General features: G+C 70.0%; 13 protein-coding genes. 5 read left to right on the top strand and 8 right to left on the bottom strand.

The window, feature by feature from the left end; translation table 11 throughout:
- A partial coding sequence (locus ACFCZ1_RS37640; RefSeq protein ID WP_376682786.1) for an acyl-CoA carboxylase subunit beta occupies window positions 1-985 on the top strand: 985 nt, incomplete at its 5' end.
- 15 nt (window positions 986-1,000) lie between these two features.
- Window positions 1,001-1,198, top strand: a complete 198-nt coding sequence (locus ACFCZ1_RS37635; protein WP_376682785.1) for an acyl-CoA carboxylase subunit epsilon — start codon at window positions 1,001-1,003, stop codon at window positions 1,196-1,198.
- Between the two features lie 174 nt (window positions 1,199-1,372).
- Here ACFCZ1_RS37635 and ACFCZ1_RS37630 read toward each other — a convergent pair whose 3' ends face one another.
- The 8 genes from ACFCZ1_RS37630 to ACFCZ1_RS37595 form a co-directional block, all read right to left on the bottom strand.
- Complete coding sequence (locus ACFCZ1_RS37630) at window positions 1,373-1,960, bottom strand: ATP/GTP-binding protein (protein ID WP_073911148.1); 588 nt, start codon at window positions 1,958-1,960, stop codon at window positions 1,373-1,375.
- Window positions 1,941-2,492, bottom strand: coding sequence for a DUF742 domain-containing protein (locus tag ACFCZ1_RS37625; protein WP_376682784.1), 552 nt, complete (start codon window positions 2,490-2,492; stop codon window positions 1,941-1,943). The genes ACFCZ1_RS37630 and ACFCZ1_RS37625 overlap by 20 nt, the downstream gene beginning before the upstream one ends.
- 93 nt (window positions 2,493-2,585) lie before the next feature.
- Window positions 2,586-2,999: a roadblock/LC7 domain-containing protein gene (locus ACFCZ1_RS37620; protein WP_030037347.1), complete on the bottom strand. Its 414-nt coding sequence runs from the start codon at window positions 2,997-2,999 to the stop codon at window positions 2,586-2,588.
- A 10-nt stretch (window positions 3,000-3,009) separates the two neighbouring features.
- Window positions 3,010-6,207 (bottom strand): nitrate- and nitrite sensing domain-containing protein, encoded by a 3,198-nt coding sequence (locus tag ACFCZ1_RS37615; protein ID WP_376682783.1) that lies wholly within the window; start codon window positions 6,205-6,207, stop codon window positions 3,010-3,012.
- A 293-nt stretch (window positions 6,208-6,500) separates the two neighbouring features.
- Window positions 6,501-7,085, bottom strand: a complete 585-nt coding sequence (locus ACFCZ1_RS37610) for an ATP/GTP-binding protein (RefSeq protein ID WP_328927838.1) — start codon at window positions 7,083-7,085, stop codon at window positions 6,501-6,503.
- Window positions 7,066-7,458 carry a DUF742 domain-containing protein gene (locus tag ACFCZ1_RS37605; protein ID WP_376682782.1) on the bottom strand — a complete coding sequence of 131 codons (393 nt, stop codon included), beginning with the start codon at window positions 7,456-7,458 and terminating at the stop codon, window positions 7,066-7,068. The genes ACFCZ1_RS37610 and ACFCZ1_RS37605 overlap by 20 nt, the downstream gene beginning before the upstream one ends.
- A gap of 151 nt (window positions 7,459-7,609) precedes the next feature.
- A complete protein-coding gene (locus tag ACFCZ1_RS37600) occupies window positions 7,610-8,023 on the bottom strand; it encodes a roadblock/LC7 domain-containing protein (protein ID WP_328927840.1) in 414 nt (137 codons plus the stop codon).
- Window positions 8,024-8,032: 9 nt separating this feature from the next.
- The gene (locus ACFCZ1_RS37595; RefSeq protein WP_376682781.1) at window positions 8,033-11,650 is read right to left on the bottom strand and encodes a nitrate- and nitrite sensing domain-containing protein; all 3,618 of its coding nucleotides are present in this window, start codon (window positions 11,648-11,650) and stop codon (window positions 8,033-8,035) included.
- Between the two features lie 567 nt (window positions 11,651-12,217).
- On the opposite strand from ACFCZ1_RS37595, the gene ACFCZ1_RS37590 reads away from it, so the two are divergent.
- The 3 genes from ACFCZ1_RS37590 (at window position 12,218) to gltX (ending at window position 14,799) form a co-directional block, all read left to right on the top strand.
- Window positions 12,218-12,406, top strand: a complete 189-nt coding sequence (locus ACFCZ1_RS37590; RefSeq protein ID WP_362393999.1) for a hypothetical protein — start codon at window positions 12,218-12,220, stop codon at window positions 12,404-12,406.
- A gap of 97 nt (window positions 12,407-12,503) precedes the next feature.
- On the top strand, window positions 12,504-13,292 hold the full coding sequence (locus tag ACFCZ1_RS37585; RefSeq protein WP_376682780.1) for a fumarylacetoacetate hydrolase family protein: 789 nt from the start codon (window positions 12,504-12,506) through the stop codon (window positions 13,290-13,292).
- Window positions 13,285-14,799: a glutamate--tRNA ligase gene (gene gltX / locus ACFCZ1_RS37580; RefSeq protein ID WP_376682779.1), complete on the top strand. Its 1,515-nt coding sequence runs from the start codon at window positions 13,285-13,287 to the stop codon at window positions 14,797-14,799. Before ACFCZ1_RS37585 ends, gltX begins: the two co-directional genes overlap by 8 nt.
- Window positions 14,800-14,876: the final 77 nt, after the last annotated feature.

Below are 14,876 nucleotides of genomic sequence, written 5' to 3'. Positions count from 1 at the left end.
CTCGCAGATGTTCATCACCGGCCCGGACGTGGTCCGCGCGGTGACCGGCGAGGAGATCACCCAGAACGGCCTCGGCGGCGCCGACGTGCACGCCGAGACCTCGGGCGTCGCGCACTTCGCGTACGACGACGAGGAGACCTGCATCTCCGAGGTCCGCTACCTCATCTCGATGCTGCCCTCCAACAACCGTGAGAACCCGCCCGTCCACGAGACGAGCGACCCGGCGGACCGCCGCTCCGAGATCCTCCTGGACCTGGTGCCCGCCGACGGCAACCGCCCGTACGACATGCTCAAGGTCATCGAGGAGCTCGTCGACGAGGGCGACGTCCTGGAGATCCACGAGCGCTGGGCCCGCAACATCATCTGTGCCCTGGCCCGGATGGACGGACAGGTCGTCGGCATCGTCGCCAACCAGCCCGGCCACCTCGCCGGTGTCCTCGACATCGAGGCCTCCGAGAAGGCCGCGCGCTTCGTCCAGATGTGCGACGCCTTCAACATCCCGATCATCACGCTGCTGGACGTCCCCGGCTTCCTGCCGGGCGTCGACCAGGAGCACGGCGGCATCATCCGCCACGGCGCCAAGCTGCTGTACGCGTACTGCAACGCCACCGTCCCGCGGATCTCGCTGATCCTGCGCAAGGCCTACGGCGGCGCCTACATCGTCATGGACTCCCAGTCCATCGGCGCCGACATCACCTACGCCTGGCCCACGAACGAGATCGCCGTCATGGGCGCCGAGGGCGCGGCCAACGTCATCTTCCGCAAGCAGATCGCGGACGCCGAGGACCCCGAGGCCATGCGCGTGCGCATGGTCAAGGAGTACAAGGCCGAGCTGATGCACCCGTACTACGCGGCCGAGCGAGGCCTCGTGGACGACGTCATCGACCCCGCCGAGACCCGCGATGTCCTCGTCAGCGCCCTCGCGATGCTCCGCAACAAGCACGCCGACCTGCCGTCGCGCAAGCACGGCAACCCGCCGCAGTAAGGAGACAAGCCACCGATGAGCACCGACATGCTGCTGCGCGTCGAGAAGGGCAACGCCGAGCCCGAGGAGCTGGCCGCGATCACCGCGATCCTGCTCGCCCGTGCCGCCGCCGCCCCCGAGGACGCCCCGGTCCCCGCCGGCCGCTCCCAGGCCGGCTGGCGCCGCCTGGAGCGCACCCCGGGCTTCCGCGCCCCGCACAGCTGGCAGGGCTGAGCCCCGAGCCCGACGCAAGGCCCCGCACCGACCACGGTGCGGGGCCTTGCGCGTACCCAGCCCGACGCTCCGCGGGGCGGCAGGCACCGGGGCACGGCACCACCGCACCGCGCACACACGGCGGAGGCCCCCGCGTCAGGGACGCGGGGGCCTTACGGCTGTCGGTGGCAGCCGCTACCGCAGGCGGGCCATGAGCGCGTGCTCGACGAGCGTGATGAGCGCGCTCTTGGCGTCCGCGCGGTGGCGGGCGTCGGTGGTGATGATGGGGGCGTCCGGGCCGATCTGCAGGGCCTCGCGGACTTCCTCCGGGGTGTACGGCTGGTGTCCGTCGAAGCCGTTGAGGGCGATGACGAACGGCAGGCCGCTGTTCTCGAAGTAGTCGACGGCGGGGAAGCAGTCGGCGAGGCGGCGCGTGTCCACGAGCACCACGGCGCCGATGGCACCACGGACCAGGTCGTCCCACATGAACCAGAAGCGGTCCTGGCCCGGCGTACCGAAGAGGTACAGGATCAGGTCCTGGTCCAGCGTGATGCGGCCGAAGTCCATCGCGACCGTGGTGGTCGTCTTGTCACCGGTGTGGGTGAGGTCGTCGATGCCGGCGGAGGCGCTGGTCATGACGGCTTCGGTGCGCAGCGGGTTGATCTCGGAGACCGCGCCGACGAACGTGGTCTTGCCCACGCCGAAGCCGCCCGCCACCACGATCTTCGCGGAGGTGGTGGAGCGGGCGGGAGCCGCTCCGCCGTTAGAGCTTGCGAAGTCCACTGAGCACCCTTTCGAGCAGTGTCACATCTGGCTGGCCGCCGGCAGACTCGTCGCCGCCGGGCTGGTGAATGGCGACAAGGCCCGCCTCCGCCAGGTCGGCGACGAGGATGCGGGCGACACCAAGAGGAATGGAGAGGAGTGCCGAGATCTCCGCGACGGATTTGATCTCCTGGCACAGACGGCAGATGCGCTGGTGCTCGGGCAACTGCCCTTGCAGCCGCGCGGGATCCGCCGTGGTACTGACCAGCGCCTCGATGGCGAGCTGGTAGCGCGGCCGAGTACGGCCGCCGGTCATCGCGTACGGGCGCACCAGCGGGTTGTGGGCCTTCGGCGCCGGCTGTCGCATGGCGCGCGGAGGCTGCTGCTGTGCAGGCACATGGGGCTGCTGGGGCTGGCCGTACGGCTGCTGCTGGTAGGGGTTGTGCTCCGGCATGGGCCGGCTGGGAGTGGAGGGGAAGTTGAAGCGGTTCTGGTCGTGCCCACCCTGCGGCTGCTGCGCGCCGCCATAAGGATGTCCTCCGGGTGTTGTCACGTTTCCTCCTCCGACTCCAAGAACGCAGTACTCCCTGTGGAACCGCGCCACCGCACCCTATGGTGCGATGGCGCGAAACGCACTGCCTGTCTGCTAGTTGAGAAGACTTCCCTGCAGTTCCGCGCGCAGGTCCGGAGTGAGGACGCTGCCCGCACGGTCCACGAGGAGGGCCATCTCGTAGCCGACGAGGCCGATGTCGCACTCGGGGTGCGCGAGCACCGCGAGCGAGGATCCGTCCGAGACGGACATGAGGAAGAGGAACCCCCGGTCCATCTCGACCACGGTCTGGTTGACGGCGCCACCCTCGAAGATCCGGGAGGCCCCGGCGGTCAGCGAGGTCAGACCGGAGGCCACGGCCGCCAGCTGATCGGCGCGGTCGCGCGGGAACCCGTCGGACATCGCCAGAAGGAGTCCGTCGGCGGAGACCACCACCGTGTGGGACACCCCGGGGGTGTTGTCCACGAAGTTGGTGATCAACCAGTTCAGGTTCTGTGCCGCCTGGCTCATCGGGCTCACACTAACGCTCCTGGTCATAGCTGTTACTTGACTGCTCAGAACCCGCGTTGCGTCCCTGCTGGACACCGCGCCGCAGGTTGCTCAACCTGCCGCGGACGTCCTCCGGTGCGCGGGAGACCTGGGGGCCGCCCTGCGGGGTCGTCTCCGCCGCGCCCTCGACCAGGTTGGCCTTGGGCACCCGCCGAGGGAGACCGGACGGGGTGACCCCGCCCGCCTTCGGCTCACGGAGTTTGGCGGCCTGCTGCCAGCGTTCGTCGTTGCCCGAACGCCAGGCGGTGCTGCCTTCCTCCTCCTCCGGGGCCTTCTCCGCTTCAGCGGGCTGCTGCTGACGCGGCGGCCGCTGTTCGAAGAGGGATCCGGTGGACTCCGCTTCCTGCCGTCCCGGCTGCCACTGCTGCTGGCTGCCGCGGCGCGGCAGGCCCGCTCCGGTCATCTCGTGACCGGTGTCGGCAGCGGCACCCGGACGGTCGAAGCCTACGCGCTCCGCGGTCCGTTCGGGGACGGCAGGGGATTCCGATTCGGTCCCGTAATCCTGCTGGTAGCCAGCCGAATACGTGTTCTGCTCGGGCCACTCGGCCTGCCCCGACTGGGATGCGTAGCCGTTGTCGTAGCCCTGGCCGGTCTGCTGAGCGTCCTCGTAGGCCGCTTCCGGATAGGCGTAGTCCTGCTGCGCGTACGCGCCGAAGTCCTGCTGACCCTGCTGGGGCTGCTGGGCTTCGTACGAGGAGTCGTAACCCTGCTCGGACTGCTGCTCGTAGCCCTGGTACGGCTGGTACCCGTGCTCAGGCTGAGGTTCCGGATAGTCCTGGGTGGACTGGTCGGCGTACTCCTGCTCGTCCTGCGGGTAGGAGACCTGTGCCTTCAGCGCGGCCCGCCGCTCCTCGGCGAGGAGCGAACGCCCCACCGGGTCCAGCTGGCCGTCGCCGGCCTGCTGGTCGTAGCGGGAGTCGTCGAACCCGAGCTCGGCGGCCGTGCGCAGCGGCGCGGCCTGCTGGGCCTGCTGCTCCGGGATGATCGAGGAGACCGTGAAGTCGTCGTCCGGGATGCCCTCGCCACCGCCACCGTGGGTGATGGCGTCCGGGAGCATGACCAGCGAGGTGGTGCCCGCCGCCTCGCCCGAGGGGCGCAGCTGCACGCGGATGCTGTGGCGGTCCGCCAGCCGGCCGACCACGAACAGACCCATGCGCTGCGAGATCGCGGCGTCCACGGTCGGCGGGTTGGCGAGCTTGTGGTTGATGTCCGCGAAGTCCTCGGCGGTCAGGCCGATGCCCTTGTCGTGGATCTCGACCATCACGCGGCCGTCCGGCAGACGGGTCGCGTTGACGCGGACCTTGGTCTGGGGGGAGGAGAACGTGGTGGCGTTCTCCAGGAGCTCGGCGAGCAGGTGCACGAGGTCGGTCACGGCCTGGCCGTGGATCTCGGCGTCGGACACGCCGGAGAGCTCGATGCGCTCGTACTGCTCCACCTCGGAGGAGGCGGCGCGCAGGACGTCGACGAGGGGCACCGGCTGGTCCCAGCGGCGGCCCGGCTCCTCGCCCGCGAGGATGAGGAGGTTCTCGCCGTTGCGGCGCATACGGGTGGCCAGGTGGTCCAGGCGGAAGAGGTTCTCCAGCTGGTCCGGGTCCGCCTCGTTGTTCTCCAGGTCGGTGATGAGGGTCAGCTGGCCCTCGATCAGGGACTGGTTGCGCATCGAGAGGTTGGTGAAGATCGCGTTGACGTTCCCTCGCAGGAGCGCCTGCTCGGCGGCGAGCCGGACCGCTTCCCGGTGGACCTGGTCGAAGGCGCGGGCGACCTCGCCGATCTCGTCCTGGGAGTCGATCGGGATCGGGTGGACGCGGGTGTCCACCTTGCCCGGGTCGGTGCGCGAGAGCTGGTCGACGAGCATCGGCAGGCGCTGCTCGGCGATGTCGAAGGCGGCGCTGCGCAGGCGGCGCATCGCGCGGCCCATCTGGCGGGCCATGAGACCGGCCAGGATGAAGGCGGCGAGCAGGGACACGACCACGATGGCGCCGTTGGTGATGGCGTCCGCGCGGGCCTCGTCGGAGACCGCGACGGCGTCCTTGACGGCCTTGTCGAGGAGTTCCTTCTCGATCTCGTCGTAGCCGTCGAACTTCGCGGTGGCGGCGGCCTGCCAGAACTGGGGCGTGGTGCCGTTCTCGGCGAGCTTCTTCTTGTTCTCGCCGCCGGCTATCGCCTCGGTCATGCCGGTCAGCGCCGACCTGTTGACCACGGGCGGGGGAACGAAGCGGACACCGGCCTGCTCGGCCTGGCGCTTGGCCTCGGCGATCTTGGCGGCGCCCTCGTCGGACTTCTTGGCCATGACCTCGCGGAGGCGGTTCACGTCCTCCTCGGTGCCCGCGGCGACGTACTCGCCCTGGGCGATCTCTTCGAGGTAGGCGTACGAGGAGAAGGCGACGAGCTGGGCCTTGCGGACGTCCTCGTTGGTGCTCGGGCGGACCAGCAGGTGGGTACCGACGGAGCGCTGCAGCGAGTTGGCGGCCTTGGCCAGCTGGACCGCGTAGACCATGCGGCCGTACGAGGTCACGTTGCCGGTGCCGAGGCCGAGCTCGTTGGCGAACTGCATCAGGTAGTGCTGGACGGCCACATAGCCCTCTTCGGTCGGGATGGGCCCGAACGAGGAGGGGGGGTTCTTCTTGGGGCTCTCGGCCGCGGCCAGGTAGGCCTTCTCGCGGACTTCCTTGAGCCGGGGCTCTTCAGCGCGGAAGAGGTCCAGACGCCGTTCCATGCCCTGGCTCTTCGGCATGTTCCGGACGACCTGGTCGAACTTCGCCTTGGCCGCGTCGGTCGTGCCGCGGGCCTTGGTGACGATCTCGCTGTTGGCGTTTCCGCTCAGCAGCGGCTCGGCCGTGAGGTCGCGCTCGTTGAGCAGTGCCTGGCTGTATTCCGAGGCCGCCTGGACGACCTTGGCTATCTGCTCGGCGTCCTTGGCCTCGTTCCAGGTGTCGACGGAGCCCTTCACCTGGAAGCCGCCCATGACCAGCCCGACGAGGGCGGGCACGAGCAGGATGGCGTTCAGACGGGTCGGCACACGCCAGTTGCGGGGCGAGAACCTGCTGGTGCTCCCGCTGCTCACGGACGGTTCCACGGGCACGTCGACGGGCGACGCGGCCGCTCGCGGCGGCGGGGTGAAGTTGCCGCGCGCGGGTTCATCCGCGGGGCTTGCGATGCTTCGCCTCACTCGACCAACAACCTCTCGGCGGTGCTACTAGCTAGTTCGTTGAATTCCAGCACGGTTAACGGCCGTGTTCCAAACAGTTGAATTCGGCCACTCCCAGAACCTTATGCCCCGCATAAATCGGACATAAAGAGCTTCCTGCGGCAAAAATGGGGGGAGTTGTGCGCGTAGCGGTACCAATTGAACGCGCCCTGTGGCGAACGGGCCGGAATTCTCTGTCGAAACGTTATGAACGAGAGGGGCGGGCCGTGTCCCAAGACACAGCCCGCCCCTCACGTGCGGCAGTTGAAACCGTGTTACTTGAGCCGCGCCATGAGCGCGTGCTCGACGAGCGTGATGAGCGCGCTCTTGGCGTCCGCGCGGTGGCGGGCATCGGTGGTGATGATGGGGGCGCCGGGGCCGATCTGCAGGGCCTCGCGGACTTCCTCCGGGGTGTACGGCTGGTGTCCCTCGAAGCCGTTGAGGGCCACGACGAACGGCAGGCCGCTGTTCTCGAAGTAGTCGACGGCGGGGAAGCAGTCGGCGAGGCGGCGCGTGTCCACGAGCACGATCGCCCCGATGGCACCACGGACCAGGTCGTCCCACATGAACCAGAAGCGGTCCTGGCCCGGCGTACCGAAGAGGTACAGGATCAGGTCCTGGTCCAGCGTGATGCGGCCGAAGTCCATCGCGACGGTCGTGGTCGTCTTGTCGCCGGTGTGCGTGAGGTCGTCGATCCCCGCGCTCGCGGAGGTCATGACCGCTTCGGTACGCAGCGGGTTGATCTCGGACACGGCTCCGACGAACGTGGTCTTGCCCACGCCGAAGCCGCCCGCCACCACGATCTTGGCGGAGGTGGTGGAGCGGGGAGCCGCTCCACCGCTAGATGTTCCGAAGGCCACTGAGCACCCTTTCGAGCAGCGTTACATCGGGCGTGCCGCCGGCCTCTCCATTGCCCGGCTGGTGGATGGCCACCATTCCGGCCTCCGCCAGGTCGGCCACGAGGATCCGGGCGACACCGAGCGGCATCGACAGCAGCGCCGAGACCTCCGCGACCGACTTGACCTCGCGGCACAGGGTGCAGATGCGCTGGTGCTCCGGAAGCAGGCCGGACATGTGCATCGGATCGGCCGTGGTGCTGACCAGCGCCTCGATGGCGAGCTGGTAGCGGGGCCGGGTCCGGCCACCGGTCATCGCGTACGGACGCACCAGCGGCTGATCGCCATCCGAGTACGAATCTCCGTACGCATCGGGGTAGGCGGGGGGCGGGGTCATTGATCCTCCGGGCTGGACAGCAGTGGTCAGCGTGCCGTCTGACGGGGCGGCCGGTGGGGGGACGGTATGACGGCCTGTCGGTGGTACTGGGTTCCGGGGCCGCGGCCCCGGTCCCCCGGCCGGCAGTACCGTCCGGCCGGGAGTGGGTAAGTCAGCTGAGCAGGCTGCCCTGCAGTTCCGCGCGCAGGTCCGGAGTGAGGACGCTGCCCGCACGGTCCACGAGGAGGGCCATCTCGTAGCCGACGAGGCCGATGTCGCACTCGGGGTGCGCGAGCACCGCGAGCGAGGATCCGTCCGAGACGGACATGAGGAAGAGGAACCCCCGGTCCATCTCGACCACGGTCTGGTTGACGGCGCCACCCTCGAAGATCCGGGAGGCCCCGGCGGTCAGCGAGGTCAGACCGGAGGCCACGGCCGCCAGCTGATCGGCGCGGTCGCGCGGGAACCCGTCGGACATCGCCAGAAGGAGTCCGTCGGCGGAGACCACCACCGTGTGGGACACCCCGGGGGTGTTGTCCACGAAGTTGGTGATCAACCAGTTCAGGTTCTGTGCCGCCTGGCTCATCGAACTCAACTATCGCTCCTGCTGGTAAGTGGGGTCGATGTGGTAACTGCCGGTCGCCGGACCACTGTTGCCGGCCTGACGGCCCTGCTGGATACCGCGTCGGAGGTTGGTCAGACGGCCGCGGACGTCGTCCGGCGCCCGCGAGACCTGCGGACCGGCCTGCGCCTCGGCCTGCTGCTGCGCCGTGCCGGCCACGAGGTTCGCCCGCGGGACCCGGCGGGGCAGCCCCGAGGTCGTGATGCCGCCGGCGGCGGGCTGGCGCACGCGCTCGGCCTGCCGCATCAGCTCGTCGTTCGGTGACGACTTCCAGCTGACGGTCGGCATGCTGCCGGTCGCCGCGGGCTCGGCCGCGTGCTCCTGGCCGCGCTGCGGCAGCTGCGCCTGCGGAGCCGGGGCGGCCGGAGCGGACTGCTGCTGGCCCTGCTGGGGCATCGCCGTGGCCGGTGCCTGCGCCGGGGGCTGCTGCCCCTCCTCGCGGAACCAGTTCGACTCCAGCGTGTCGAAGATCGGGCTACGGGCGTCGCCGGAGCCCTGCGCCGGCGGCAGCGCCTCGGGCCGCGGGGCCTGCGGCAGGCCCGGAGCCTCCGTGCGCCGGGGCGGTACGGGTGCGTACTCGCCGCCGTGCTGCGGAGCCTGCGGCTGCTGGTACTGCGCCTGCGGCTGCTGCGGAGCCTGGGGCTGGCGGGCGAATCCGCCGACACCGGGGCCGCCGGGCCGCTGGGGCTGGTAGCCGGCCGGGCGCTCGAACTGCCCGGTGGCGGACGGGTCCATGGAGCCCCGTACGTCCGGACGCTCGAACTGCCCGGTGGTGCTGCCCGGGCCGTCGGCCTGGGGCATCGGGGCGTTGAAGTCCGGGCGGGCGAACTCGGCCGTCGAGCCGGGGCCCGAGAGCTCGTCGTGGCCGCGGGCCTGGTCGGTGCCCCAGCTGGTGGTCTGCGGACCGGGGAGCTCGGGACGGGCGCCGCCGCGCGGCGGCAGCTGAGGCCGGGCGCCGCGGGAAGCAGGAGCCGCGGGGGCGGCCGGCTGCTGCTGCGGCCGCTGCTGCGGAGCCTGCTGGGACTGCTGGGCCTGCGGAGCCTGCTGGGGACGCTCGAAGCCGTTGCCCTGCGGGAAGCCGCCCTGACCGGAAGCGGTCGGAGCGGACGCCGGACGGGCCTGCGGACCGCGGCCCGCCAGCGGAGCGCCGGAACCGAAGCCGCCCTGGCCCTGACCTGCGGTCGTCGGACCCGCCTGCGGGCGGGCGCCGGGAGCACCCGGGCCGCCCTGCTGGCGCTGCTGGCCGGGGCCGCCGTCGCGGCCCGGCAGGGCGGCACGCTGGCCGCCACCGGAGACCTGGCCGCGCTGCGGAGCCGCGCCCACGGGCGGACGGGCGCCCGCACCGGGCCCGGAAGCCTGTCCGCCGGGACCACCCTGAGGGCCGCCCTGACCACCCTGGCCCGCCATCGGAGCCGGCTTCTTGCCGCCCTGGGCGACATCGACCGGCAGCATGACGAGGGCCGTGGTGCCGCCCGAGTCGGAGGGACGCAGCTGGATGCGGATGCCGTGTCGCAGGGACAGGCGGCCGACCACGAACAGGCCCATGCGGCGGGAGACGGAGACGTCCACGGTCGGCGGCGAGGCGAGCCGCTCGTTGATCGCCGCGAGGTCCTCGGGGGAGAGGCCGATACCCGTGTCGTGGATCTCGACGAGCACGCGGCCGTCGGGCAGCGCGTGACCGGTGACCTTGACCTTGGTCTGCGGGGAGGAGAACGAGGTGGCGTTCTCCAGCAGCTCGGCGAGGAGGTGCACGAGGTCGTTGACGACGCGGCCGGCGACGTCGGTGCCGGGCACCGAGGCCAGCTCGATGCGCTCGTACTGCTCCACCTCGGACGCGGCGGCACGGAGCACGTCGACGAGCGGGACGGGGCGGGTCCACCGGCGGCCCGGCTCCTCGCCCGCGAGGACGAGGAGGTTTTCGCCGTTACGGCGCATGCGGGTCGCGAGGTGGTCGAGACGGAAGAGCGAGGACAGCTGGTCCGGGTCGGCCTCGCGCGACTCCAGCTCGGAGATGAGCGAGAGCTGACGCTGGATGAGGCCCTGGGAGCGGCGCGAGAGGTTGGTGAACATCGCGTTGACGTTGCCCCGGAGGAGGGCCTGCTCGGCGGCGAGGCGGACGGCCTCGCGGTGCACGTCGTCGAAGGCCGCGGCCACCTGGCCGATCTCGTCGCGGGTGTGCAGGCCGACGGACTCCACGGACGTGTCCACGTCCTGCGGGTCGGACTCGGACAGCTGCTTGACCAGCTCGGGGAGGCGGTCCTGGGCGACCCGCGTCGCGGTGTCCTGCAGGCGGCGCAGCGAGCGGATCATCGACCGGGCCATGACGAAGGCGCCGACGAGGGAGACACCGAGGACGAGGAGGATCAGCGCACCGTTGATGATGGCGTCCTGCTGCGACTCGTTCTTGAGCTCGCGGGCCTTCTGCTCCATGTCCTCGAGCAGGGTCAGCTCGATGACCTTCATCGCCTGGAGCTTGGTGTCGTCGGCGTCGTACCAGTCCATCCAGGACCGGTTCTTCTCCTTGAGGAACTGGTCCTTGGTGCTCAGGACGCGGCGCGCGTAGTGGTCGGCGGTGCCGATCTCCGTGTTGCCGTCACCGAGCGACGCGAGGAGTTCCTCGGACTTGCCCTGGTAGACGAGTTCGAAGGTCTTCTTCGACTGCTGCTCGCCCTTGAGCGCGGAGAGCGCGTACAGACGGTCGTTCTCCTTCAGCTCGCCCTGCTTCTCGGCGCTGTCGGGGAGCGAGGCGGCGATGATCGCGCGCTGGACGGAGGCGTACTCCTTGGCGGCGGAGAAGGCCGCCAGGGCGCGGGTACGCTTGATCATCTCCGGGCTGGAGGTGGCCTGCGCCATGTCCTGGGAGAGCGAGAGCAGCGAGACGATCAGGCTGTTGTACTCGGTGACCGTCTGCTGGGCGCCGTTCGCGTACGCCTTGCCGCGGATGTCCTCGATGAGGGTGAGCTGGCGGCCGATCTGCAGGATGTTGTTGCGGATCGACTTGAGCGTCTCGTCCTTGTCCTCCGTGCTGTCGACCCTGTCGGTCGCGGCGGCGAAGGCCTTGGCGGCGGCGTCGGTGGTGTCACGGACGTTCGTGACGGTGCTGTTGGTCTTGCCCGCACCCGGGACCGACAGGGGACCGGCGGACTTGTCGCGCTCCTCCTGGAGCGCGGCGGCCAGGTTGGTGGCCTGCCGGGTCATCGTCGTCAGCAGCTGCATGTGCTCCAGCTGCGCGATGTCATTGAGCGAGTCGTTGATACGGACGCCACCCAGCGTGGTGGCGGCGACGACCGGCAGGGTCAGCAGCGACACCAGTCGCGTGCTGATGCGCCAGTTCTGCATGTGGAGGCGGGAACCGGGCCCACTGGGGGCCTTCGGTATCGCCACGTCCTGCTCGACCGACCCGGCCTTGGCCTTGGTCTTGGCGGACTTCCCCCGGCCCTTCGCCTTCACCGCGGCGGAGGAGTCGGGGCCTGCGCCTTCGACAGCCGGCCCGCGGTTCTGGGCGTGCTGGGGCGAGGAGCCACGGTCGGTCCCGCCGCGCGGCTCCTGCTCCGCCGCAGCGCTGCCATCCCTCTTGAATCGTCCCTGCACTAGCGTCGCAACCTCTGGACCAGGCGTCCCGCCGGGCGACCGGTGGGACGGTGTCGAGTCGTGGGGCACTAACGGCCCCATGGTGGTCGTCGGTGACCGGCGCGTTTCCCTCTCCGTGCCACCGCGCTCGGCGCTGTCTCGCGCCACCTGCGCGCCGACTGATTCCCGCGGCGGTCCCGCGAATTCCAGCACAGTGCAGGACCTCCAACAAGGTGCGAGCACCGGCCCGGAGAGTCGGTGACTTTCCGTGTCCGGTGAATCACAGCATGTGGGGCTGCTTTCGGGTTAAACCGGACGTACATCATGCAAACACTGTGCCTGGCAAGGTGTCCCAGTCGAGATGATCAGGAGCGGAATGGCGCATTCAGTGGCGTAATGTCGCTTTCGCGAAGTGCAATTGACTGTCCATTATGCCGCTAATGTCTGGTCACAGGTGAGCAAACTCACATGGTCGTGGCCATTACTTCCCGGTTCGGCGGGGGATTCAGATGTTTAGCCTTGCCCCTTGAAGGGTTGGCGGAAGCGTCGACCGACACCACACGAGCGAGCCGAGGGCCCGAAACTCCGATGAAGACGACGACGATGTTCCGCAACATAGCCAACCCCCGCCGCACCACCCTCGCGCACCTCAAGGACGCCGAGGACCTGCAGGCGGCACCGGCCACTCCGGAGCACGCCGTCGAGCTGCCGACGCAGACCGCCAACCCGCGGCGCACGATCCTGATGGACGCGCCCGTGGCGGCCGCCGCGCAGTAGCCACGGCCCTGAAGAGAGCGAAGCGCCCCTGCCCGCCGCGTTAGCCTGGAGCCGCAGACTCCAGCCAGCGGACATACAAGAGGGGCAGACGCAACACGTGCGCATCGCCAGGTTCTCGATCGACGGCAATGTCGCCTTCGGCGCGGTCGAGGGCGACGCCGCCCCCGGCGCCGAAGGGGAGCTCGTCCTCGACATCATCAAGGGCATCCCGTTCGGGGACTTCGAGCTCTCCGGTACGAAGGTCCCGCTCAGCAAGGTGCGCCTGCTGCCGCCCGTGCTCCCGAACAAGGTCGTGGCCATCGGCCGCAACTACGCGGAGCACGCGGCGGAGCTCGGCAACGAGGTCCCGGAAGCACCGATCACCTTCTTCAAGCCCTCCACCTCCGTGGTCGGCCCCGGCGACCCGATCGCGTACCCCTCCTTCTCCCAGGACCTCCACCACGAGGCGGAACTCGCCGTGGTCATCGGCCGCATGTGCCGAGAGGTCCCGAAGGAGCGCGTCAAGGACGTGATCCTCGGCTACACCTGCGCCAACGACGTCACCGCGCGCGACGTCCAGCAGCGGGAGAAGCAGTGGGCCCGCGCCAAGGGCTTCGACAGCTCCTGCCCCCTCGGCCCCTGGATCGAGACGGACCTGGACCCGGGCGACCTGACCATCCAGTGCACCGTCAACGGCGAGCAGCGCCAGCTCGGCCGCACCAGCGACATGGTCCGCTCCATCGAGGACCTGATCGTCCACATCACCGAGGCCATGACGCTGCTCCCGGGCGACGTCATCCTCACGGGGACCCCGGCCGGAGTCGGCCCCCTCAACGTCGGCGACGAGGTCGCCGTCACCATCGAAGGCATCGGCACTCTCACCAACAAGGTGATCAAGCGTGGCTAACGCGAACTCCCCCAAGCTCTCGACTTCGCTCGAGCAGGGGGTACCCCCCCGCGTACGTTTCTGTCCCTCCCCGACCGGCAACCCCCACGTGGGCCTGGTCCGCACCGCCCTCTTCAACTGGGCGTTCGCCCGCCACCACGGCGGTACGTTCGTCTTCCGCATCGAGGACACCGACGCGGCCCGCGACTCCGAGGAGTCGTACCAGCAGCTGCTCGACTCGCTGCGCTGGCTCGGCTTCACCTGGGACGAGGGCCCCGAGGTCGGCGGCCCGCACGCCCCGTACCGCCAGTCCGAGCGCATGGACATCTACGCGGACGTCGCCCAGAGGCTGCGCGACGGCGGCTACGCCTACGACTGCTACTGCACGACCGAGGAGCTCGACGCGCGCCGCGCCGCCGCCCGCGCGGCCGGCAAGCCCTCCGGCTACGACGGCCACTGCCGCGAGCTGACCCAGGTGCAGCTGGAGGCGTACCAGGGCGAGCACCGCCCCTCGATCGTCCGCTTCCGGATGCCGGACGAGCCGATCACCTTCACCGACCTGGTCCGCGGCGAGCTGACCTTCACCCCGGAGAACGTGCCGGACTTCGGCATCCTGCGGGCCAACGGCGCCCCCCTGTACACGCTGGTCAACCCGGTCGACGACGCGCTGATGCAGATCACGCACGTACTGCGCGGCGAGGACCTGCTGTCCTCCACCCCGCGCCAGATCGCGCTGTACAAGGCGCTGATGGAGCTCGGCATCGCCACCGGCGTCCCGCAGTTCGGCCACCTGCCGTACGTGATGGGCGAGGGCAACAAGAAGCTCTCCAAGCGTGACCCCGAGTCCTCGCTCAACCTGTACCGCGAGCGCGGCTTCCTCCCCGAGGGCCTGCTGAACTACCTCTCGCTGCTCGGCTGGTCCTTCTCCAAGGACCAGGACATCTTCTCGATCGAGGAGATGGTGGCGAAGTTCGACATCCCGGACGTCAACGCGAACCCGGCGCGCTTCGACATCAAGAAGGCGGAGGCGATCAACGCCGACCACATCCGCCTGCTCGACCCGAAGGCCTTCGCGGACGCCTGCGCCCCGTGGCTGCGGGCCCCGCACGCCAACTGGGCGCCCGAGGACTTCGACGCCGCGGCCTGGGAGCGCATCGCCCCGTACGCCCAGACCCGTGTGACCGTCCTGTCGGACATCACGGCCAACGTGGACTTCCTGTTCCTGAAGGAGCCGGTCGAGGACCAGGCGTCCTGGGACAAGGCGATGAAGGGCGAGCCCGCGGCCCTGCTGACCACGGCGCGCGAGAACCTCCAGGCCGCCGACTGGTCGGACCCCGAGGCCCTCAAGCAGGCCGTCCTGACCGCCGGCGAGGCCCACGGCCTCAAGCTGGGCAAGGCCCAGGCCCCGGTCCGCGTGGCCGTCACCGGCCGTACCGTCGGCCTGCCGCTCTTCGAGTCCCTGGAGATCCTGGGCAAGGAGAGGTCCCTGGCCCGCATCGACGCGGCCCTGGCCAGGCTCGCCGCGTAGCGCCACCCGTCCACCCCGCCCCCGGCCGCCGCCCCGAGCCCTCCTCTTGCCTTGACGTCGGCGTCAAGGAATACGGT

Origin of the sequence: Streptomyces sp. NPDC056224, assembly GCF_042267665.1 — a bacterium.
Taxonomy (GTDB): domain Bacteria; phylum Actinomycetota; class Actinomycetes; order Streptomycetales; family Streptomycetaceae; genus Streptomyces.
The sequence above is the reverse complement of the archived record's forward strand: the minus strand, read 5'-3'. Positions and strand labels throughout refer to the sequence as shown.